Source organism: Pseudomonas sp. Z1-12 (genome assembly GCF_051132015.1).
GTDB lineage: Bacteria > Pseudomonadota > Gammaproteobacteria > Pseudomonadales > Pseudomonadaceae > Aquipseudomonas > Aquipseudomonas zanjanensis.
The window spans coordinates 1,797,993-1,820,771 of sequence record NZ_CP071647.1 but is presented as its reverse complement, the minus strand read 5'-3'; the positions used below and the strand labels follow the sequence as shown (position 1 = coordinate 1,820,771).

General features: G+C 62.2%; 17 protein-coding genes. 7 read left to right on the top strand and 10 right to left on the bottom strand.

Going from position 1 to position 22,779, the window contains the following annotated elements:
- The first annotated feature begins 37 nt into the window (after positions 1-37).
- Positions 38-964, top strand: a complete 927-nt coding sequence (locus J3P85_RS08155; RefSeq protein ID WP_434705425.1) for a GGDEF domain-containing protein — start codon at positions 38-40, stop codon at positions 962-964.
- Positions 965-1,260: 296 nt separating this feature from the next.
- On the opposite strand, the gene J3P85_RS08150 is transcribed toward J3P85_RS08155, so the two are convergent.
- The 7 genes from J3P85_RS08150 to J3P85_RS08120 all read right to left on the bottom strand — a co-directional run bounded on the left by J3P85_RS08150 (position 1,261) and on the right by J3P85_RS08120 (position 9,280).
- Positions 1,261-2,031, bottom strand: a complete 771-nt coding sequence (locus tag J3P85_RS08150; protein WP_434706338.1) for a TenA family transcriptional regulator — start codon at positions 2,029-2,031, stop codon at positions 1,261-1,263.
- A gap of 78 nt (positions 2,032-2,109) precedes the next feature.
- Positions 2,110-4,569: an EAL domain-containing protein gene (locus J3P85_RS08145; RefSeq protein ID WP_186704710.1), complete on the bottom strand. Its 2,460-nt coding sequence runs from the start codon at positions 4,567-4,569 to the stop codon at positions 2,110-2,112.
- Between the two features lie 191 nt (positions 4,570-4,760).
- A complete protein-coding gene (locus J3P85_RS08140; RefSeq protein ID WP_434705424.1) occupies positions 4,761-6,587 on the bottom strand; it encodes an ABC transporter ATP-binding protein in 1,827 nt (608 codons plus the stop codon).
- Entirely contained in the window at positions 6,580-7,182 is a 603-nt protein-coding gene (locus J3P85_RS08135; protein ID WP_434706337.1) for a DsbA family protein, read from the bottom strand. The genes J3P85_RS08140 and J3P85_RS08135 overlap by 8 nt, the downstream gene beginning before the upstream one ends.
- Positions 7,183-7,218: 36 nt before the next feature.
- Positions 7,219-8,160 (bottom strand): rhodanese-related sulfurtransferase, encoded by a 942-nt coding sequence (locus J3P85_RS08130; RefSeq protein ID WP_434705423.1) that lies wholly within the window; start codon positions 8,158-8,160, stop codon positions 7,219-7,221.
- A gap of 286 nt (positions 8,161-8,446) precedes the next feature.
- Positions 8,447-8,746, bottom strand: a complete 300-nt coding sequence (locus tag J3P85_RS08125) for a BolA family protein (protein WP_434705422.1) — start codon at positions 8,744-8,746, stop codon at positions 8,447-8,449.
- A 12-nt stretch (positions 8,747-8,758) separates the two neighbouring features.
- Positions 8,759-9,280 (bottom strand): DUF2059 domain-containing protein, encoded by a 522-nt coding sequence (locus J3P85_RS08120; RefSeq protein WP_092167494.1) that lies wholly within the window; start codon positions 9,278-9,280, stop codon positions 8,759-8,761.
- A 202-nt stretch (positions 9,281-9,482) separates the two neighbouring features.
- Here J3P85_RS08120 and J3P85_RS08115 point away from each other — a divergent pair, with 202 nt between their 5' ends.
- Positions 9,483-10,877, top strand: coding sequence for a class II fumarate hydratase (locus J3P85_RS08115; protein ID WP_053183039.1), 1,395 nt, complete (start codon positions 9,483-9,485; stop codon positions 10,875-10,877).
- A 246-nt stretch (positions 10,878-11,123) separates the two neighbouring features.
- Here the strand turns inward: J3P85_RS08115 and J3P85_RS08110 are convergent, their stop codons facing one another.
- Entirely contained in the window at positions 11,124-12,074 is a 951-nt protein-coding gene (locus J3P85_RS08110) for a DMT family transporter (RefSeq protein WP_434705421.1), read from the bottom strand.
- A 194-nt stretch (positions 12,075-12,268) separates the two neighbouring features.
- Between J3P85_RS08110 and J3P85_RS08105 the strand changes: the two genes are divergently transcribed.
- Positions 12,269-12,466 (top strand): DUF6316 family protein, encoded by a 198-nt coding sequence (locus J3P85_RS08105; protein ID WP_434705420.1) that lies wholly within the window; start codon positions 12,269-12,271, stop codon positions 12,464-12,466.
- A gap of 159 nt (positions 12,467-12,625) precedes the next feature.
- Here the strand turns inward: J3P85_RS08105 and J3P85_RS08100 are convergent, their stop codons facing one another.
- Both J3P85_RS08100 and pap read right to left on the bottom strand, forming a co-directional pair.
- On the bottom strand, positions 12,626-13,810 hold the full coding sequence (locus J3P85_RS08100; RefSeq protein WP_434705419.1) for a thiolase family protein: 1,185 nt from the start codon (positions 13,808-13,810) through the stop codon (positions 12,626-12,628).
- A 103-nt stretch (positions 13,811-13,913) separates the two neighbouring features.
- Positions 13,914-15,428: a polyphosphate:AMP phosphotransferase gene (pap, locus tag J3P85_RS08095; protein ID WP_434705418.1), complete on the bottom strand. Its 1,515-nt coding sequence runs from the start codon at positions 15,426-15,428 to the stop codon at positions 13,914-13,916.
- A gap of 150 nt (positions 15,429-15,578) precedes the next feature.
- Here pap and mnmC point away from each other — a divergent pair, with 150 nt between their 5' ends.
- The 4 genes from mnmC to J3P85_RS08075 all read left to right on the top strand — a co-directional run bounded on the left by mnmC (position 15,579) and on the right by J3P85_RS08075 (position 22,735).
- Positions 15,579-17,561: a bifunctional tRNA (5-methylaminomethyl-2-thiouridine)(34)-methyltransferase MnmD/FAD-dependent 5-carboxymethylaminomethyl-2-thiouridine(34) oxidoreductase MnmC gene (gene mnmC / locus J3P85_RS08090; RefSeq protein WP_434705417.1), complete on the top strand. Its 1,983-nt coding sequence runs from the start codon at positions 15,579-15,581 to the stop codon at positions 17,559-17,561.
- A gap of 276 nt (positions 17,562-17,837) precedes the next feature.
- Positions 17,838-19,610 carry an N-acetylglutaminylglutamine amidotransferase gene (locus J3P85_RS08085; RefSeq protein ID WP_434705416.1) on the top strand — a complete coding sequence of 591 codons (1,773 nt, stop codon included), beginning with the start codon at positions 17,838-17,840 and terminating at the stop codon, positions 19,608-19,610.
- Positions 19,611-19,613: 3 nt separating this feature from the next.
- A complete protein-coding gene (gene ngg, locus J3P85_RS08080) occupies positions 19,614-21,359 on the top strand; it encodes an N-acetylglutaminylglutamine synthetase (protein ID WP_434705415.1) in 1,746 nt (581 codons plus the stop codon).
- Between the two features lie 185 nt (positions 21,360-21,544).
- Positions 21,545-22,735, top strand: coding sequence for an osmoprotectant NAGGN system M42 family peptidase (locus J3P85_RS08075; protein ID WP_284739109.1), 1,191 nt, complete (start codon positions 21,545-21,547; stop codon positions 22,733-22,735).
- Positions 22,736-22,779: the final 44 nt, after the last annotated feature.

Here is a 22,779-nt window from a genome sequence, read left to right as displayed (position 1 = left end):
ACCTGCGGGACAGATTCAGCTTAGGGGCTAACGCCATATGAAAACGCCCACCCAGATCAACGCGATCGATTTCGACAGCGCCAAATTGCAGCGCCTGGGCCTGGCCCAGCCATCGCCGCTTGCGGCACGCTCTGTCAGTCTGTCGCAATTGCGCCAACAACTGAGCCAGCAACTGCAGACCAGCCTGGAGCCACAGCGCATCCTGGGCCTGTTTTTCCGCGAAATTCAGCGACTGGTGCCCCTGGATGCGTTGGCCTATCAGCACAGAGCCAGTGACCTGCGCCTGGAGTTCGGGCAACGGGGGCATCACACCCTCAGCTACAACCTCAGCCATGAAGGCGAACACCTGGGGGAACTGGTATTTCGCCGCAACCAGCGTTTCACCGAGGCGGAACAGAGCGATCTCGAATCCATCATGTCGACGCTGCTGTACCCATTGCGCAACGCGCTGCTCTACCGCGCCGCCACCCGTAGTGCCCTGCGCGATCCGCTGACCGGTACCGGCAACCGCATCGCCATGGACCAGACCCTGATGCGGGAAATCGACATGGCCAAGCGTCATTCGCAGCCCCTGTCAGTGCTGATGCTCGATATCGATCATTTCAAGCGCATCAACGACAACCATGGTCACGGCGTCGGTGACGAAGTGCTCAAGGCCGTGGCCGAGTCGATCAAGGGCCAACTGCGCAACGTGGACATGGTGTTCAGGTTCGGCGGTGAAGAATTTCTGATCCTGCTGGCCAATACCAGCCGGGATGCGGCGGCCATGGTCGGCGAACGGCTGCGTTATGCCGCCCAGGCCCAGGATTACTTCGCCGCTGGCACCCGGATCGAGCTGACCGTCAGCCTGGGCTGCGCCACCCTGCTACCGGGGGAATCTTCGGAAAGCCTGCTGCGCAGGGTCGACAGCGCGCTGTACGTGGCCAAGCGCGAGGGTCGCAATCGACTGGCGATGGCCGGCTGACAAGTATCGGCAGCAAAGAATATCGAAATACCTGTGGGAGCGAGCTTGCTCCGGGCGGCGATCCGGTGATGATGGCTGCACATCCAACATCTGCGCAAGCTGACCCACCGCTATCGCGAGCAAGCTCGCTCCCACAGGGATTTGGAGTGGGGTTGAAACCAGCCTCCACCCCGAAACAACTGTGGGAGCGAGCTTGCTCGCGATAGCGGCCTTGCAGTCAACCTCCCCGTCGACTGTCAGACCGTTTCGCGAGAAGGCTCGCTCCCACAGGTTGTGGCTATCTGTAGTGGTAGAAATCAGCTCCCGGCCAATGCCAGGCGCTCGCGGGTGGATGACGACTTACTCACCGTTTCCGACTGTTCCAGTTGCATGCAACGCTCCAGGAACAGGTACATGTAGTCATAGCTCTTGCACACGGCCTGGCGCAGCTCCGTTTGCAGGGCTTTGCTCGGGTTCATCCCCGCCAGCGTACAGATGATTTCCAAGGCTTCCCAAGGATGAGCATCGTCGTACTGGGCATGCATCTTCAGCCATTTCATGGCCCGCTTGCGGTCTTCCTCGGCGAAGGCGGCCGCATAGACACCGTTGGAACACACCAGCGCCGACCACTCTCCCGTGGCACCCTCGATGGCATAGTTGGTCGCGGCGATGGCCACGATCAACGCGTCCGAGGAACTGGTGTGCCAGCACCAATGGCTCAAGGCATGAAGCTCAGGCGGTACCTGCTGGGCCTGCAGGTCTTCCAGGGTCACGCCGTGGGCGGCGCTCCAGTTGACCCAGTAGTCGGCATGGTTGAGTTCGACACGAATGTTGCGCATCAGCCAGCGACGCGCCATGTCCTCGCCAGGGTGGCGGGCAAAGCGGGTCTTGGTGAGGTTCTGTGCCATGTATAAAGCGAACTGTTCGACGACCGGCCAACCACCAATGAGGTAGTGGCGCATGGTCTTGGCGCTGAGCTTGTTGTCGCGCATGCGCTGATACAGTTCGTGTTCGACAACCCGGCGCTTGCTCTCGCTGCAATCGGTAATGAGCTGCTGTGCCCATTTCGGATAGCTTGCCGCGTCCATGAGCGGGCCTGTTCGGTTGAATGTGTCGATCACTGTCGGGCTCCTTTTGATTGTGATTTTCTCGGATCAACAAGCGTTTCAGCGGAACGTGCCGGGGGCCTTGAATAACAACGGCTGGGGCCGGGCCGGCCGACATTGCAACGTGTCGCAGGTAAACAATTGCGGGCGTTCGATCACATACCCCTGAGCGTAGTCCACCCCGATCTCCAGCAATGCCTGCTCGATCTGGGCGGTTTCTACAAACTCGGCAATCGTGCGCTTACCCATGACGTGACCGATGTGATTGATCACTTCGACCATTGCACGGTTAATCGGGTCGTCCAGCATATCCTTTACGAAACTCCCGTCGATCTTCAAGAAGTCTACAGGTAAATGTTTCAGGTAAGCGAATGAAGACATTCCGGCGCAAAAGTCATCCAGCGAGAAATAACATCCCAAGCTCTTGAGTTCATTGATAAAACGGATCGCACTGCCGAGATTCGAAATAGCGCTGGTTTCTGTAATTTCAAAACAAATCATTTCCGGCGGAATCGAGTAGGCGGCGAACTGTTTACGCAGGAAGTCGAGGAACGCCTGATCTCCGATAGTTGTGCCTGACAGATTAATCGCACACATCGCCATGGGCCCCTGTCGCGATTCATTCAGGCACTGGCGGATGATCTTGAAGACGTTTTCCACCACCCAACGATCCAGGGATGTCATCAGCCCGTAGCGTTCCGCCGCGGGAATGAAGCTGTCCGGCAGGATCATCCGCCCGGCCTCGTCATGCAGGCGCAGCAGGATTTCAATGTGTCCGCCACCATGATCGCCCGGGCCCAGCGCGGCGATTTCCTGGGCGTACAGGCAAAAGCGGTTTTCCTCCAAAGCCATGTGCAGGCGCTGGACCCAGGCCATCTCACCAAAACGCAGGGACAACTCCGAATCGTCGGCATGATAGACCTGGACCCGGTTGCGCCCCTTTTCCTTGGCCATATAACAGGCCATGTCGGCGGCCCGCAGGGATGCCTCCAGGGTCGTCGGGGTCTGGGCGATATGCACCAGGCCAATGCTCACGGTGGTCACGAACGGCCGGCCCTTCCAGACAAAATGCAGGTTCTGCACGGTCTGGCGCAGCCCTTCGGCAATCTTTTCCGCAGCCTCCGGCGAACAGTTCTCCAGCAGGATCCCGAACTCATCGCCGCCCAACCGGGCCAGGGTGTCGTTTTCCCGCAGCCCTGATTGCAGCAAGGCACAGATATGCCGCAACAACTCGTCTCCCGCCGCGTGGCCGCAGGTGTCGTTGACCAGCTTGAACTGGTCCAGGTCGAGAAACATCAAGGCATGACGACCGACCTGGCGAGTGAGGTTGTGCAAGGCCTGCTCGAGGCGATACTCGAATTCCCGGCGGTTGGCCAGGCCGGTCAGGGCGTCGTGGGTGGCCTGCCACGACAGGTTGGCGATGTATTGCCGCTCCTGGGTCATGTCATGCAGTACCAGCACGGCGCCGCTGACCTTGCCAGCATGGCGGATCGGCGCGCCCACCAGGGTGACCGAGACCGTGCTGCCATCCAGGCGCTGGATCAGTTTCGAATGTTCGCTGGCGCCACTGAGTCGACCGCTGAGGATGTGCTCGATCAAGGTCAGCCCTTCGGTCTGGGCATTGTCATCGAGCAAATTGAACAGCGCGGCCAAGGGCAGGCCCGTGGCATGTTCGGCCTTCCAATGGGTCATCGCTTCGGCGGCGGGGTTCATGTAGGCGATGGCCCCTTCCACGTCGGTGGTGATCACACCATCGCCAATGGATTGCAGGGTGATCTGCGCTCGTTCTTTCTCCATCTGCAGCGCATTGGCGAACACCTGCCGCTGGGCCAGCAACTTATGGGTACGCAACAGCGCCAGGACGATCAATCCCAGGGCGGTGGCGAAATTGGTCACCAGCAGCAGCCGCAGGATGAAACGCGAGCCCTCGCCCAGTGCGTCGCTGAACGCCTTGGCAGCCGGGGTCACGGAATCATTGATCGCGAAGATCTGGGCCTTCCAGCCGCGGATGTCCACCTCCGAGGCCTGGCCCGCGGCGATGCTGCCGTGCATCTGCCGGGCGACATTATTCAATTCGATCAGGTAGCCATCGCCCACCGTCCAGAGATCGATGGCTTCTTCCAAGTAACTGAAGTGACGGAAATTCAAATAAAGCCAGATCAGGCTGGACACATCGTCCGGGTGATTGCCGCCCTTGAGGATGCCGGCCCGTGCGGCTTCCAGGTCCGGCGGTTCGCGGTCCAGCGCCACCCGCAGTTCGTGGCCGCCCTCGGGAACGGCGATGGCTTGCTGAAATTTTCGGAAAATCGCCTCGTCGCGGCTGTCGGCGTAAAGGTTGAGGTAATAGATGGCGTCTTTCTGCCCCTTGGACCAGAGACTCTCCCCCGCCACATAGCCACGAACCGCGGACAATACGTATAGGCTGACGCCGCCGAGCAATGCCTGAAATAGCACAACGGCGATAAAGGGCCAGACGATACCCAGCAGCCGTGGTGTTCCGAGAGTCTGCTTTTGCTTCATGAGGTCCCTTGCACACAGGTATTGCGGACGAACACCCGCCAGAATTCCACTCCTGACTCAATAGCCTAGGCTAGTTTTCGACCCATCGAATGAATGGATGAACAGATCGACAGACTTTGCGTGGAATTTGGGGAAAACAGCGGGTTTGCCTGCTTTTTTTCCGATACTAAGCGCAGAAAACCGCCGGAAACTCAAGGCTGCTGTATTTGTTGCAAATGACCGTAGAGCCGAGCGTACAAACCCCCTTCGGCAATCAGCTGCAAATGGTCGCCGTCTTCGGCGATTCGCCCACCGTCGAACACCAGGACTCGATCGGCCTGTTTCACCGCCGAGAGCCGGTGGGCGATGATCAGGGTGGTACGTGCGCTCAAAAAACGCGCCAGGGCCTGGTGCAGGTTGTACTCGGTGGCCGCGTCCAGGGCCGAGGTGGCTTCGTCGAGAATCACCACCCGAGGATTGGCCAATACCATGCGGGCAATGGCCAGCCGTTGGCGCTGCCCGCCGGACAACCGCACCCCGGAACGCCCAACGATGCTTTCCAGGCCCAGGGGCAGCGCCCGTACCGTGGCGTCGAGCTGGGCGATTTCCAGCGCCTGCCAGCAGGCCTCATCGCTGCGTTCACGGCCCATGGTCAAGTTGGCCCGCACCGTGTCGTTGAACAACGCCGGATGCTGAAGCACCACAGCGACGTTCTCGCGAATGGTTTCCAGGCCAACCTCCTGCTGCGTGGCGCCGCCGAAACGAATGCTACCCGACTGCGGCGTGTACAGCCCGAGCAGCAACTGCACCAAGGTGCTCTTGCCGCCGCCACTGGCCCCGACGATGGCGACTTTTTCCCCCGCAGAGATGGACAGGTTCAATTGGTCGAGCACCAACTCCTCGCCGTAACCGAAACTCAACCCTTGGATCTCGATGCCCACGGTGTCACGGCCCTTGAACGGATCGACGACGCCGGTGTACTGCGGCTCGTCGGCCCGGGCCAGCAGTTCATTGATGCGGTTCAAGGCGCCGCCGGCGGCGTAAAAGGCGTACTGCAAATTCAACAACTGCTCGACCGGACCGATCATGAACCAGAGGTAGCTGAACACCGCCAGCATCTGGCCGATGGACAGGTCGGAAAACACCACCGTGAGCATGGCCGCCGCACGAAAAATATCGATGCCGAACTGGAACAGCAAACCACTGGCACGGTTCGAGGCGTCGGTTTTCCACTGCGAGTTCACGGCGTAATCGCGGACTTCCTTGGCGCGCATTCCCAAGCGCCCAAGGAAATGGCCTTGGCGATTGCCGGCGCGCACTTCCTGGATGGCGTCCAGGGTTTCGGTCAAGGCCTGGGTGAAGCGCGAGGTGCTGTCGTTCTCCAGTTTCTTGAGATGCTTGACCCGCTTGCCCAACTGCACCGTGGCGTAAATCACCAGCGGGTTGAACAGCAGGATCAGCAGCGCCAGTTTCCAGTGCATCCACACCAGGATCCCTGCGGTGCCCACCAAGGTCAGCATCGCCACCAGGAAACGGCTGAGGGTTTCGCCGATGAATTTGTCGAGGGTGTCCAGGTCGGTGACCAGATGGGCCGCTACCGTGCCGCTGCCCAGGCTTTCGTACTCGCCCAGGGAGATTCGCTTGAGACGTTCGATCAGGCGGATACGAATGCGGTAGACAAGGTCCTTGGCCAGCCTGGCGAACAAGCGCGCCTGCAGCACGTTGAACAGCAAGGCGCCGCAGCGCAGGGCCAGGGTCGCCAGCAACATCAGCCCGATATAGCCAGCAGCGCTCTGCCACGCCGTTGGCAATGCTTGGTTCATGACGTTCAAGGCCGCATCGCCGTGACCCAGCAGGACTTCGTCCACCAACAGCGGCAGCAGCAACGGGATCGGCACGCTGCACAGCGTCGCCAGCACAGCTACGCCGTTGGCGATCCACAGGGCTTTTTTATGGGTGAGGGCCAGGCGACGGATTTCCGCCCAGCTCAACCGGTCGATGCGCCGCGAGGCCGATGGGTCTGGCGGCCGCTCAGGCACAGGTCGCGCGCTCCAGCCATCGGCCCAGCAACGGCGACAACTGGCCCAGGGGTTGATAACCGTTGGTCAGCAAGGCCAGTTGGCCGTCGCGTTCGGCCAACAGCGTGGGGAACCCGGCGATGCCCAGGTCCTGTACCCAGGTGAAATCCGCCGCGGTGGCCGCGTGTTGGTCGGCGCGGTCAAAAGCCGCCGCGAATTCGATGCGTGGCAACCCGGCCTGTTCGGCCAGCTCCACCAGGACGCTGGCGTGGGTGACGTCGCGGCCTTGCACATAAAAGGCCTGCTGGATCAGCTTCACCAGCTTCCAGGCCAAGTCCGGGGCGAGGCTGCGAGCCGTCACCAATGCCCGGCAGGCTGGTTCGGTGTCGTAGACGAAACCGTCCGGCAGCGCGCCCTCAAGCTTGAAGGGCTGGCCGGTGGCCTGGGTCACGGCCTGCCAATGCTCAAGAATGTAGCGCCGGGTAGTCGGCTCCAGTGCCGAACCACTGCCGGTGCGCAAACCACCCACCACCAGGTGCACTTCAACGCCCGCGGCCTGCGCCTGCTCGACCAATGCCTCGGCCACCGGTGCAAAGCCCCAGCACCAGGAGCACATCGGGTCCATCACGTAGAGCAGGCGTGACGCCATGGTTCAAGCCTCGGAAGATGTTTGCTTATAGTTGTAGCCGATCGGGTGCGGCATGTTCCGCGCCTTGGCCAACTCGATCTGCTTCTGTCGGTCGATGGCGCTGCGACGGGTTTTCTCGCTCAGCTTATCCCAGCAATGCGGGCAACTGATGCCAGGCACGTAATGCTCCGAAGCGCGGTCTTCGACGCTCACCGGCGTACGACAAGCGTGACATTGATCGTAGTCCCCTTCGCTGAGGTCGTGGCGAACGGTCACGCGGTTGTCGAACACGAAGCAGTCGCCGCGCCACTTGGTTTGCTCCTGAGGCACCTCTTCGAGGTATTTCAGGATGCCGCCCTTGAGGTGATAGACCTCGTCGAAGCCTTGGCCAAGCATGTAGCTGGAAGCCTTTTCACAACGAATGCCGCCGGTGCAGAACATCGCGACTTTCTTGTGCCTGGCCGGGTCGAAGTTGGCCTTGATGTACTCGGGGAACTCGCGAAAGCTGGTGGTCTTGGGGTCGATGGCGCCTTCGAAGGTGCCGATGGACACTTCGTAATCGTTGCGGGTGTCGATCAACAGCACTTCCGGATCGCTGATCAACGCGTTCCAGTCCTGTGGCTCGACGTACGTGCCGACCTGCTTGTTCGGGTCCACGCCTTCGACGCCGAGGGTGACGATTTCTTTCTTGAGCTTGACCTTGGTGCGGTAGAACGGCTGCTCGTCGCAGTACGACTCTTTATGGTCGATGTCGTCCATGCGCGGATCGTTCTTGAGCCAGGCCATCAACCCGTCGATGCCTTCACGGGTGCCGGAGACCGTGCCGTTGATGCCTTCCTCGGCGATCAGCAGCGTGCCTTTGATGCCGTTGTCGAGCATGGCCTTGAGCAGGGGCTCACGCAGCTCGACGTAATCTTCAAGGGTGACGAACTTATACAGTGCCGCCACGACAATGGGTTGTGTCATGGGTGTTTCTCCAGGTGGCTACCCTCGTAAAGGGTGAACCGGATGCGAAAAAAAACGCGCCGGGTGAGCGGCGCGTTGCGATTCTAACAAAAACAATGTGGTTTTAGGAGCGAGAGCCTGCGTGGCGAGGGAGCTTGCTCCCGCTGGGTTGCGCAGCAGCCCCAAAAAACTGATTGGGATCAGCCTGACACGACGCGGTGATTGGCTTGGGGGGCCGCTTCGCAGCCCAGCGGGAGCAAGCTCCCTCGCCACAAAAGCTTCCTCGCCATAAGAACAGGTTGTGCGCTCAGTGCTTGCTGCCACCGGCACACGTCGGCGAAGCCGGGGCCGCGTCAACCTGCGCCCATTCTTCGGGCGTGTAGGTGTGCAGCGCCAACGCATGGAACTCACCCATCAGCTCGCCCAGCGTGCCGTAGACCTTCTGGTGGCGCTTGACGCGATTGAGCCCTACGAACTGCTGGCTGACCACCACGGCCTTGAAATGCGTCTGCAGGCCACGGCTGTGCATGTGGCTTTCATCCAGCACTTGCAAGTGCTCGGGCTGCAAGAGCCCGAGTGTCGATTCGATGCGTTGTTGCATGCTCATACCGGGCTCCGCTTACGGCTTTTTCTTGGCTGGGGCAGCGGCTTTTGGCTCGAGCTCGGCCGTCATGTCGGCCAGCAGCTTGTTGACCACCGGCACCGCGCTTTCAAGCTTGGCCTGGGTCAGCTGGGCCGATTGCTGGGTCAGCTGTGGCATTTTTTCCAGGACTTTCTTGCCCAATGGCGATTGGTAGAAAGCCACCAGGTCCTTGAGCTCCGATTCGTTGAAGTTGCTGGTGTAGAGCTTGACCATGTCAGGCTTGAGCTTGTTCCAGCCGATGGCTTGGTCCAGCGCGGCATTGGCCTTGGCCTGATAGGTTTCCAGGGTGGCTTTTTTCGACTCAGGGGCCTTGGTCTGTTCAAAGCGCTGGGCAAACATCTGCTGCACTTGCATGTACACCGGAGTGCCCAGTTTGTCAGCGTGCGCCAGGGTCAGGAACGCTTCGGCGCTGGCGTTGTGGCTGGCGGTATCGGCGAAAACAGGGCCGCTGGCACACACCAGAGCAACTGCGGTACAGATGGCACGAAGACGGGTCATCGAGTTTCCTTTGATTACAGGCGAGGTAAAACCCCAAGGGCGACCATTCTGCGCCTAAAAAACGCCGGGCCTCAACCCCGATGCTTGTCGGGTCCGATTGACGGACCGAACACACCGCTCCTGGATTGAGCGATGATTGAGGGAACCGGTGCTGCCCATCTGGGCCTAAACTGCGCATTCAGTCTTTAAGGAGTTTGACCCGATGAGCCGTATCGAAACCGACAGCCTTGGCCAGGTTGAAGTCCCGGACGACGCCTACTGGGGCGCCCAGACACAGCGTTCCATGATCAACTTCGCCATTGGCAACGAACGCATGCCGCTGTCGGTGCTGCATGCCCTGGCACTGATCAAGAAGGCCGCCGCGCGGGTCAATGATCGCAACGGCGACCTCCCCGCCGACATCGCCCGCCTGATCGAACAGGCCGCCGACGAAGTGCTGGACGGCCAGCACGACGACCAGTTCCCGCTGGTGGTCTGGCAGACCGGCAGCGGGACGCAGAGCAACATGAACGTCAACGAGGTGATCGCCGGGCGCGCCAACGAACTGGCCGGCAACCCCCGCGGCGGCAAGAGCCCGGTGCACCCCAACGACCACGTCAATCGCTCGCAGAGTTCCAACGACTGCTTCCCCACCGCCATGCACATCGCCGCCGCCCAGGCTGTCCATCAGCAATTGCTGCCGGCCATCAGTGAACTCTCCGGCGGCCTCGCGGAACTGGCGGCGCGCCACATGAAGCTGGTCAAGACCGGCCGCACCCACATGATGGATGCCACGCCAATTACCTTTGGCCAGGAGCTGTCGGCGTTCATTGCCCAGCTCGATTATGCCGAACGGGCGATCCGCGCCGCGCTGCCGGCCGTCTGTGAACTGGCCCAGGGCGGCACGGCCGTGGGCACCGGGCTCAATTCACCCCATGGTTTCGGCGAAGCGATTGCCGCGGAACTGGCGGCGCTCTCGGGCCTGCCGTTCGTCACCGCACCGAACAAGTTCGCCGCGCTGGCCGGCCATGAACCCCTGACCTCCTTGTCCGGCGCCCTGAAGACCCTCGCCGTGACCCTGATGAAAATCGCCAACGACCTGCGCCTGCTGGGCTCAGGTCCCCGGGCCGGCTTCGCCGAGGTGAAATTGCCAGCCAACGAACCGGGCAGTTCCATCATGCCTGGCAAGGTCAACCCGACCCAGTGCGAAGCCTTGTCCATGCTGGCCTGCCAGGTCATGGGCAACGACGTGACCATTGGTTTTGCCGCCAGCCAGGGGCATTTGCAGTTGAACGTGTTCAAACCGGTGATCATCCACAACCTGCTCCAGTCGATACGCCTGCTGGCCGACGGCTGCAGCAACTTCCAGCAGCACTGCATCGCCGGTCTCGAACCGGACGCCGAGCAGATGGCCGCGCACCTGGAACGTGGGTTGATGCTGGTGACCGCACTGAACCCGCATATCGGCTACGACAAGTCAGCGGAAATCGCCAAGAAAGCCTACGGCGAAGGGCTGACCTTGCGCGAGGCGGCGCTGCAACTGGGGTACCTGACCGATGAAGAATTCGATGCCTGGGTGAGGCCGGAGAATATGTTGGAGGCCGGTAGCCAAGGCTAACGCCATCTCTCCTGTGGGAGCGAGCCTGCTCGCGATGGGGCCGGCAGGCTCGACATCACTATTGCCTGTCAGGCCGCCAATCGCGAGCAAGCTCGCTCCCACAGGGGGGGACAGTTTTAACCGCGACAGTCCAACCGCTGGAGATCCACTGTGGGAGCGAGCTTGCTCGCGATGAGGCCGGCAGGCTCGACATCACAGTTGCCTGTCGGGCCGCCAATCGCGAGCAAGCTCGTTCCCACAAAGGGGCTAACGCCCCACACGTCGGGCCTTGAGTCCGGCGATCAACGAGGGGCCCAGGGCGACCAGCGCCGAACCCAGCACCACCAGCACCGCCCCGCCATAGCCCAGCAGGTTGATCTGCTCGGCATGGACATACTCAGGCCACCACCAGGCCGCCATCGCCACGGCGGCGAAGGTCACCAGCGGCGTGATCGCCAGGGTCGCGCTGACCCGCGACGCTTCCCAATGGGCCAGGGCTTCGGCAAACGCGCCATAGGCAATCAAGGTATTGAGGCAGCACGCGAGCAACAACCAGCCTTGCAGCGGGCTCAGTTGCAGCGCCTCCAACGGATGCACCCAGGGCGTGAGCAGCAGCGCGCAAAACAGGTAGATTACCATCATCACCTGCAGCGAATTCCACACCGTCAACAATTGCTTCTGGCCCAGGGCGTAGAACGTCCAGACCGTCGAGGCCAACAACACCATCAACACTCCGGCGGTGTATTCGCTCAGGGACGTCAGCAACTCGCCCAGGCGCTGGTTGAAAAACAGCGTGAAACCGATCAGCAGCACCAGCAGGCCAATGCCCTGCCCCACGCTGAACCGCTCCTTGAACACAAACAGGCTGGCGACCAGCAACATGATCGGCCCCATCTGCACCACCAATTGCGCGGTGCCGGGGCTCAAGCGGTTCAGGCCCATCAGGTACAACACATAGTTGCCCACCAGCCCGAGCACCGCCATCGCCACCAGCCAGCCGCCGCGTGGGCCGAGGACCTTGCGACTGGGCAGGCGCCGGGTCGCCGCCAAATAAATGAACAGCAAACCGCCGGACACCAGTAAGCGAAACCAGGTCACGGTAACCGGGTCCATCACTTGCAGCACTTGCTTGAGCTTGATCGGCAGGATTCCCCAGAGCAGGGCCGTCAACAGGGCGAGGAACAAGCCGTAGACCCAGCGACCGGACGATATGTGCATGCAAAACCCTCGAAGCCCAGGACAAAGAACGCCCATTCTAGGCATCTATTCGCCCAGCGACACAGGAACAGTTGGGGATTAATTGAATCGATACCGACATGGCACATGGCCGCCTATCGGCTGGCCAAGCAGCGGTTCACGCCAGCCTCTAAACTTCACTCAACCTGATCCCGCCGCCCCTTTTGGAGCCCCTCATGCTTGGCAAACGCGCCCAGGACCTCGCCCCTGCGATGGTCTTTCCAAGTGACCGGATTTGCCGAATAAACGGCGAATTTTACTTCAACACCCGGGAAGGCACCCAGGAAGGGCCGTTCGCGAGTCGCAAGGAGGCGTTGCGGGAGGTGGAGGCGTATGTACAGCGGATGCTGCAACTGACTCAGGTCGCCAGCTAGCGCCGTACTCCTGTGGCGAGGGAGCTTGCTCCCGCTGGGTCGCGAAGCGGCCCCCCTGCCCCATCAATAAACCGCATCGACAGTTTGGCGCCTGCTTCGCAGCCGAGCGGGAGCAAGCTCCCTCGCCACAAAAGCTCTGTGCAAGCATAGTTTTTGCGGTTATCTCACCGCCTCGAACAACCCCGTCGCCCCCATCCCGCCGCCCACGCACATGGTCACGATACCGTAGCGCAGGTTGCGCCGTTGCAGCTCACGCACCAGATGCCCGACTTGCCGGGAACCGGTCATGCCGAACGGATGGCCGATGGAGATCGAGCCGCCGTTGACGTTGTATTTCTCTGGATCGATTTCCAGCCGGTTGCGGCTGTACAGGCACTGGGAGGCAAACGCCTCGTTGAGTTCCCAGAGGTCGATATCGGCGATCTGCAAGCCCTTGGCCTTGAGCAGCTTGGGCACTGAAAATACCGGGCCGATGCCCATTTCGTCCGGCTCGCAACCGGCCACGGTGAAACCGCGAAAAAACGCCTTGGGCTTGAGCCCCAGCGCCAGGGCCTTTTCCAGGCTCATGACCAAGGTCATCGAGGCGCCGTCGGACAACTGCGACGAGTTACCCGCCGTCACCGAGCCGTCTTCGGCGAACACCGGTTTCAGGCCTGCGAGGCTTTCATAGGTGGTGTCCGGGCGGTTGCAATCGTCATGATCGACCACGCCTTCAAGAATCTGCACCGCACCGGTCTGCTTGTCCTCGACCCGGTACTTGACCGCCATCGGGATGATTTCATCGTCGAACAATCCCGCCGCCTGGGCCCTGGCGGTGCGTTGCTGGCTCTGCAAGGCGTAGCGGTCCTGTTCCTCGCGACTGACCTGGTAACGGCGAGCGACGATCTCGGCCGTCTGGCCCATGGGAAAATAAATTCCCGGTACCTGCTCCTTGAGCAACGGGTTGATCAGGTTGTCGGTATTGACGCTTTTCATCGTCAGGCTGATGGATTCCACACCGCCCGCCACAATGATGTCGCTGCAACCGGAAGCGATCTGGTTGGCGGCGATGGCAATGGCTTGCAGGCCCGAGGAACAGAAACGGTTGAGGGTCATGCCGGCCGTGCCAATGCCCAATCGCGAGAGCACCGCCACGTTGCGCCCGATGTTGTAGCCCTGGGCGCCCTCATTGGAGCCGGCCCCGACGATGCAATCCTCGACACTGGCCGGGTTGATGTCGTTGCGCGCCAACAAGGCATCGACGCAATGGGCCGCCATGTCGTCTGGACGGGTCATGTTGAACTTGCCACGAAAGGACTTGGCCAGGCCGGTCCGTACGCTGTCGACGATCACTACTTCACGCATGGCTGTACCTCATTGTTCTGGTCGGTTGAGAGTGAATCGAGCATAGATCCACTGGATAACCGACCGCGACAATCATTCACCTCGCGTATGCGTACCCATCGCCCTAGCGCTTCTTCTTGCGAGCCTGTTTTGCGCTGCGCTCGAAAGCCGCCTCCAGTGCCTGGTTAAGGGTGCGCAGTACCTTGACCCGCGCCCAGCGCTTGTCGTTGGCCTCCACCAAGGTCCAGGGGGAAATCTCGGTGCTGGTACGGTCGACCATGTCGCACACCGCGGCGCGGTAGGCGTCCCACTTGTCGCGGTTGCGCCAGTCATCCTCGGTGATCTTGAACCGCTTGAACGGGATTTCCTCGCGCTCCTGGAACCGCTCCAGCTGGGTTTCCTTGTCGATGGCCAGCCAGAACTTGACCACCACCACACCGGCGTCGGCGATCTGCTCCTCGAAGTCGTTTATTTCCCCGTAGGCCCGCAGCCAGTCGGCCTGGCTGCAAAAACCTTCGACCCGCTCCACCAGCACCCGGCCGTACCAGGAGCGGTCAAACATGGTGAACTTGCCGCGCGCGGGGATATGCCGCCAGAACCGCCACATGTAGGGGTGGGCGCGCTCCTCTTCCGTGGGCGCGGCAATCGGCACGATGCTGTATTGGCGTGGGTCCAGGGCCGCCGTGACCCGCCGGATCGCCCCACCCTTGCCCGCCGCGTCATTGCCTTCGAACACCGCCACCAGGGCATGCTGGCGCATGCGCTTGTCCCGCAGCAGACCGGCGAACCGCGCCTGCTCGGTGATCAGTTGTTCTTCGTAATCGGCCTTGTCCAGGCGCCGGGTCATGTCCAGGCTGTCGAGCAGCGTGACCTGGCCGTCCAGCTCGGGCAGCGGCGCCACGCTGACTTTTTGCGGTTTGATCTTCGACCGGTCCAAGGCCTGGCGCAAACCGTCGAGCAGGATCCGCCCGACGGTAAGGCTGCGATAACAGCTGTCCATGCCTTCGATCACGTGCCACGGCGCGTAGTCGCGGCTGGTGCGGCGCAGCACCCGCTCACCGTATTTGACGAACTTGTCGTAGGTCTGGGACTGCTGCCAATCCAGCGGGCTGATGCGCCAACTGTGCAGCGGATCATCCTTGAGCCCCTTGAGTCGGGCCTTCATCTGCTTCTTGGAGAGGTGGAACCAGAACTTGAAGATCAGCGCGCCTTCATCGCAGAGCATTTTTTCCAGGCGCTCGGCACCGGCGATCGCCTGGTCGAGTCGTGGGTCCTTGAATTCGCCATGGACCCGGCCCTGGAGCATCTGGCTGTACCAGTTGCCGAAGAAAATCCCCATGCGCCCCTTGGCCGGCAGCATCCGCCAATAGCGCCACGCGGGAGGCCGCGCCAGTTCCTCGTCGGTCTGCTGGTCGAAGGTGCGCACTTCAATCAGCCGTGGGTCCATCCATTCATTGAGCAACTTCACCGTCTCGCCCTTGCCCGCGCCTTCGATGCCGTTGATCAACACGATGACCGGAAACCGGCCCTGCTGCTGCAACTCGAACTGCGCTTCCAACAGCGCTTCACGCAGGGCGGGCACCTCGGCCTCAAAGGTGTCTTTATCGATCACATGGCCGATTTCAGCGGATTCAAACATGGGCAGCTCCTTCCGGGGATGGCTCAAGACTAGCGGATTGGATGCGGCCCTGTGCAGCAGATTCCATTCAGATGTGCGCTCTGTTGCGATGGGTCAAGCAAGCCGATACCGATCGGCTAGAATGGCCGCTCAGTTTTGACCGAGCCTGCCATGACGCCCATCCAGCAACACGCCCAACTCGACTGGGATGAACAGGGGCGCCCGCGTTCGCGGGTGTTCGACGATGTGTATTTTTCCGATCAGTCGGGCCTGGATGAAACCCGTTATGTGTTCCTCGAGCAGAACAACCTGGCCGAGCGCTTCGCTGCGCTGGCCGCTGGCGGGCGGCTGGTGATCGGCGAAACCGGGTTTGGCACCGGCTTGAATTTTCTCTGCGCCTGGCAATTGTTCGAACAGAGCGCGCCAGCAGGCGCTCGGCTGCACTTCGTCAGCGTCGAGAAGTATCCCTTGAGCCCCGAAGACTTGCGCCGGGCCCTGGCCCTGTGGCCGCAACTGAGCCTTCAAGCGGAACAATTGCTTGAGCAGTACGTGGCGATCCACCAGGGTTTCCAGCGCCTGGTCCTGGCCAATGGCCGGGTGACGCTGACCTTGTTGATCGGTGATGCCCTGGAGCAGTTGCCGCAGTTGGACGGGCAGATCGATGCCTGGTTCCTCGACGGCTTTGCCCCAGCCAGGAATCCCGAGATGTGGACCGCCGAGCTGTTCGCCGAACTGGCCCGGCTGGCCGCACCCGGCGCTACCCTCAGTACCTTTACCAGCACCGGTTGGGTTCGGCGGTTGCTGAACGCGGCAGGCTTCAAGATGAAGCGCATACCGGGCATTGGCCATAAATGGGAAATCCTGCGCGGCGTGTTTCTTGGCTGGCCCGAGCAGACACCCGCGCCGTCCCTGGCAAAACCCTGGTACGCCCGCCCCTTGCCGCCCACCGGCGAGCGTCGGGCCTTGGTCATCGGCGGTGGCCTGGCCGGTTGCGCCAGCGCGGCGAGCCTCGCCGCCCGTGGCTGGCAGGTGACGCTGCTGGAGCGTCATGCCGGGTTGGCCGAGGAAGCGTCCGGCAACCCCCAAGGCGTGCTGTACCTCAAATTGTCGGCCCATGGCACCGCGTTGTCGCAGATGATCCTCAGCGGCTTCGGCTACACCCGCCGCGTGCTGGAGCAACTGCAACGCGGCGTTGACTGGGATGCCTGTGGCGTCTTGCAACTGGCCTTCAACAGCAAGGAAGCCGAGCGCCAGGCGCAACTGGCCGAGGCGTTCCCAGCGGATTTGCTGCATTCACTGGGTCAGTCCGAGGCCCAGCTTCGCGCCGGCATCGGCCTGGCCTGTGGCGGCTTGTTTTATCCCGAAGGCGGTTGGGTTCATCCGCCGGCGCTGTGTCGCTGGCAAGCCTCGGGGCCGGCAATTGATGTGCGATCCCATCATGACGTGCTGCACCTGCGCCGAGTCGACGGCCAATGGTCGGCATGGGACAGCGAACGCTGCCTGGCCAGTGCGCCAGTGGTGATCCTCGCCAGCGCTGCCGAGATCAGACGCTTCGAACCTGCCGCTGGTTTGCCGCTCAAGCGCATTCGCGGGCAGATCACGCGGTTGCCGCAAACCAGCCGCAGCCAGAGCCTGGCGACGGTAGTCTGCGCCGAAGGATATGTGGCGCCACCGCGGCTGGGCGAACATACCCTGGGCGCCAGTTTCGATTTCAATAGCGACGATCTGACCCCCACCGCTGCCGAGCATGCCGGCAATCTGCAGATGCTCGAAGAGATCTCCCACGACCTGGTGGAGCGCCTGGATGCTGGCACCCTGGACCCGCACCACCTCGAAGGCCGCGCGGCGTTTCGTTGCACCAGCCCGGATTACCTGCCGATTGTCGGACCGCTGGCCGAACGCCAGGCCTTCACCGAGGCCTACGCTGCCCTGGGCAAGGACGCCCGCCAAGTGCCGGACGCCCCCTGCCCATGGCTCGATGGCCTGTACATCAACAGCGGCCACGGTTCCCGCGGCCTGATCACCGCGCCCCTGTCGGGCGAACTGATCGCCGCCTGGCTGGACAACGAACCCCTGCCACTGCCCCGCAGCGTAGCCGAGGCCTGCCATCCGAACCGGTTCGCGTTGCGGGCCTTGATTCGAGGTAAGGCCTGATACCCATTGAAAGTGCCCCCCATCCCCTGTGGGAGCGAGCTTGCTCGCGATAGCGGTGGATCAGTTGGCATCTGAGTTGACTGACCCACTGCCATCGCGAGCAAGCTCGCTCCCACAGGATCCTCTTAGCCGGTGAGGCATGCGGCAACCCCCACCCACCGGCTTATAACGCATCGATCTAAAACTCACAGCAATCCCTCCGGTCAGTTTCAGAGTACGCGCCCTTTCGGCGCGTGCTGCTTGACCCCTCCCCAACGGAAACACCGGTAAGGACTTATGTGCGGATTAGCTGGAGAGTTACGTTTCGATCAACAACCTGCGGACCTTGCGGCCGTAGAGCGAATCACCCATCACCTGGCCCCTCGCGGCCCTGATGCCTGGGGTTTTCATAGCCAGGGACCGATTGCCCTCGGCCACCGACGCCTGAAAATCATGGACCTGTCGGACGGCTCGGCCCAGCCGATGATCGACAATCAACTGGGCCTGTCCCTGGCCTTCAACGGCGCGATCTACAACTACCCGGAGCTTCGCACCGAGCTGGAAGGCCTGGGCTACACCTTCTATTCCGGTGGCGACACCGAAGTGCTGCTCAAGGGTTACCACGCCTGGGGCGAAGCGCTGTTGCCCAAGCTCAACGGCATGTTCGCCTTCGCCATTTGGGAGCGCGATGCCAAGCGGCTGTTCATCGCCCGCGACCGCCTCGGCGTCAAGCCGCTATACCTGTCGCGCACCGGCCAGCGCCTGCGCTTCGCCTCGGCATTGCCGGCGCTGCTCAAGGGCGGCGACATCAATCCGATGCTCGATCCGGTGGCTCTCAACCATTACCTGAATTTCCACGCGGTGGTCCCGGCGCCCCGCACCTTGCTCGCCGGAGTTGAAAAACTGCCGCCCGCCACCTGGATGCGCATCGAAGCCGACGGCACCACCGAGCAGAAAACCTGGTGGACCCTGCCCTACGGCCCCCGCGCCGATGAACAGCACCTGGACCTGGAAGACTGGATCGATCGCGTGCTCGACAGCACCCGGGAAGCGGTTGCCATTCGCCAGCGCGCCGCCGTCGATGTCGGCGTGCTGCTGTCCGGCGGCGTCGACTCAAGTATGTTGGTGGGTCTGTTGCGGGAAGTCGGCGTCGAGGACTTGTCGACATTCTCCATCGGCTTCCAGGATGCCGGCGGCGAGCGCGGTGACGAATTCCAATATTCGGACCTGATCGCCAAGCACTACGGCACTCGCCACCACCAACTGCGCATCGACGAAAAAGAGATCATCGAGCAACTGCCCGCCGCGTTCCGCGCCATGAGCGAGCCGATGGTCAGCCACGACTGCATCGCCTTCTACCTGCTGTCGCGGGAAGTGGCCAAGCATTGCAAAGTGGTGCAAAGCGGCCAAGGCGCGGATGAGCTGTTCGCCGGTTATCACTGGTACCCGCAGGTCGATGGCGCCAGCGATCCGTACGCCGCCTATCGCGCGGCATTCTTCGACCGCAGTTACGAAGAATACGCCGCCACTGTGCAACCCAACTGGTTGACGGCCAACGACGCGGCCGGGGACTTCGTCAAGGAGCATTTCGCCCAACCCGGCGCCGATGCCGCGGTGGACAAGGCCCTGCGCCTGGACAGCACGGTGATGCTGGTGGACGACCCGGTCAAGCGCGTCGACAACATGACCATGGCCTGGGGCCTGGAAGCGCGCACACCGTTCCTCGACTATCGCCTGGTGGAACTCTCGGCCCGGGTCCCGGCGAAATTCAAGCTGCCCGATGGCGGCAAGCAGGTGCTCAAGGAAGCCGCCCGACGGGTGATTCCCAGCGAAGTGATCGACCGCAAGAAAGGCTATTTCCCGGTGCCGGGCCTCAAGCACCTGGAAGGCGACACCCTGGCCTGGGTTCGCGAACTGCTGCTGGATCCGAGCCAGGACCGCGGCCTGTTCAACCCAGCCATGCTCGACCGCCTGCTCACCGACCCCAACGGGCAGCTCACGCCGTTGCGCGGTTCGCGACTATGGCAGCTGGCGGCGCTGAACCTGTGGCTCAGCGAGCAAGGAATCTGATCGATGAAACCTCACGCAACTGTTCACAACCAACGCCTCTTGCGCGGCCAGGCGCCCTCCTATGAACGCCTGCAGGCACGCCTGGCCGAAGACGGCAGCGAATTGGGCGCCGACCCTATCGCGGTACATTGCGGCTGGGGCCGACTGCTGATCGGCCACACCTTCCCGGACGCGGCGTGCCTGGCCCGGGAACTGCTCAACGAACAACCCGGCGAACGCGACATTGCCTTGTACGTGGCCGCGCCCCAGCAGGTGCTGGGGCTGGAACCGGCGCAACTGTTCCTCGATCCATCCGACACCTTGCGCCTGTGGTTCAGCGACTACCGCCAGTCCACCCGGGTGTTTCGCGGCTTCCGCATTCGCCGCGCCCAGAACGAGACCGACTGGCAGGCCATCAACCAGCTCTACCAGGCCCGGGGCATGCTGCCCATCGACCCGCTGCGACTGACCCCGCGTCACGAAGGCGGACCGGTGTACTGGCTGGCTGAAGATGACGATACCGGTGCGGTGATCGGCAGCGTCATGGGCCTGAATCATCAGAAGGCCTTCAACGACCCGGAAAACGGCAGCAGCCTCTGGTGCCTGGCCGTCGATCCGCAATGCCCGCGGCCCGGTGTCGGCGAAGTGCTGGTGCGTCACCTCATCGAACATTTCATGAGCCGTGGCTTGAGCTACCTCGACCTGTCGGTGCTGCACGACAATCGCCAGGCAAAAAATCTCTACGCCAAACTCGGTTTTCGCAACCTCTCGACCTTCGCCATCAAGCGCAAGAACGGCATCAACCAGCCGTTGTTCCTCGGGCCCGGCCCCGAGGCGGAGTTCAATCCGTATGCGCGGATCATCGTCGAAGAAGCTCACCGGCGCGGCATCGAAGTGCAGGTGGACGATGCCGAGGCCGGCTTGTTCACCCTGGTCCACGGCAGCCGCCGGGTGCGCTGCCGCGAGTCCCTGAGCGACCTGACCAGCGCCATCAGCATGACCCTGTGCCAGAACAAAAGCCTGACCCACAAGGTGCTGAAAAACGCCGGCCTGAACCTGCCGGCGCAACAGCTGGTGGGGAACGCCGATGACAACCTGGCGTTTCTCGATGAGCACGAACGGGTGGTGGTCAAGCCGCTGGACGGTGAACAGGGCCAAGGCGTGGCGGTGGACCTGCGCACCATCGAGGAGGTGCAGAGCGCCATTGAAGCGGCTCGGCAGTTCGATAGCCGGGTGCTGCTGGAGAGCTTCCACGAAGGGCTGGACCTGCGCATCCTGGTGATCGGCTTTGAAGTGGTGGCGGCGGCGATCCGGCGCCCGGCGGAGGTGATTGGCGACGGCCGGCACACCATCGGCGCCCTGATCGAAGCCCAGAGCCGCCGACGGCAGGCCGCTACGGGTGGTGAAAGCAAGATACCGATGGACGCCGAGACCCTGCGCACCCTCAATGCGGCGGGGTACGACTACGACAGCGTCCTGCCGGCCGGAGAGCACCTGTTCGTACGCCGTACAGCGAACCTTCATACCGGCGGCGTCCTGGAAGATGTCACCGGTATCCTGCATCCGACCCTTGCCGATGCGGCGGTGCGCGCCGCGCGGGCGCTGGACATCCCCATGGTCGGCCTTGACCTGCTGGTGCCGGCGGCCGATCAACCCGAGTATGTGTTCATCGAAGCCAACGAACGCGCAGGTTTAGCCAACCACGAACCCCAACCCACCGCCGAGCGTTTTGTGGATCTGTTGTTTCCTCATAGCCAGACGGTGGCTTAGCAGAGGTGTGGTGCCAGAACAGTCCCCCTCGCGAGCAAGCTCGCTCCCACAGGGTTCTGAGGCGCACTGCAGATCCCATGTGGGAGCGAGCTTGCTCGCGATGAGGCCAGTTCAGGCACACCCAGCATCCACAGTCGAACACACTCATCGAAACCATCGATGCGCTCAACCCATCAGGAGTTTCCATGATCAGCAAAATTCCCGAACCGGATCTCGAATACCTGCAAAAGGTCCTGCTGGAAATGCTCGCCATCCCCAGCCCGACCGGCTTCACCGACACCATCGTGCGCTACGTCGCCGAGCGGCTCGAAGAGCTGGGTATCGCCTTTGAAATGACCCGTCGTGGCACGATCCGCGCCACGCTCAAGGGCCGCAAGAGCAGCCCCGACCGGGCCGTGTCGGCGCACCTGGATACCATCGGTGCCTCGGTGCGGGCCATCAAGGACAACGGTCGCCTGACCCTGGCTCCGGTGGGGTGCTGGTCCAGCCGGTTTGCCGAAGGCAGCCGGGTCAGCTTGTTCACCGACACCGGCGTGATTCGTGGCAGCGTGCTGCCATTGATGGCCTCCGGTCACGCGTTCAACACCGCCGTGGATGAAATGCCCATCAGTTGGGACCACATCGAATTGCGCCTGGACGCCTATTGCGCCACCCGCGCCGATTGCGAAACCCTGGGGGTGGGCATCGGCGATTACGTGGCCTTCGACCCCTTGCCGGAATTCACCGAAAGCGGTCACATCAGCGCCCGGCACTTGGACGACAAGGCCGGGGTCGCGGCACTGCTGGCGGCGCTCAAGGCGATTGTCGACAGTGGCGAGGAACTGCTGATCGACTGTCACCCCCTGTTCACCATCACCGAGGAAACCGGCAGCGGCGCAGCGGCCGCACTGCCCTGGGACGTCAGCGAGTTCGTCGGCATCGACATCGCGCCCGTCGCCCCTGGCCAGCACTCGAGCGAACATTCGGTCAGCGTGGCGATGCAGGACTCCGGCGGCCCCTACGACTATCATCTGTCGCGGCATTTGCTGAAACTGGCCAAGGAGAACGACATCTCGGCACGCCGCGACCTGTTCCGCTATTACTTCAGCGACGCTCATTCGGCCATCACCGCTGGCCACGATATCCGTACCGCCCTGCTCGCCTTCGGCTGCGACGCCACCCATGGCTACGAACGCACCCACATCGACAGCCTGGCCGCCCTTAGCCGCCTGCTCGGCGCCTACATCCTCAGCCCACCGGTGTTCGCCAGCGACGCGCAACCGGCCCAAGGCTCCCTGGATCGCTTCAGCCATCAGATCGAGCACGATGCCCAGATGGAAAGCGATACCCGGGTGCCGTCGGTGGATAGCCTGGTGGGGCAGCGGTCGGATAATTGATCCAGCGCTTTCATTGCCTGGTCTATCGCCATCGCGAGCAAGCT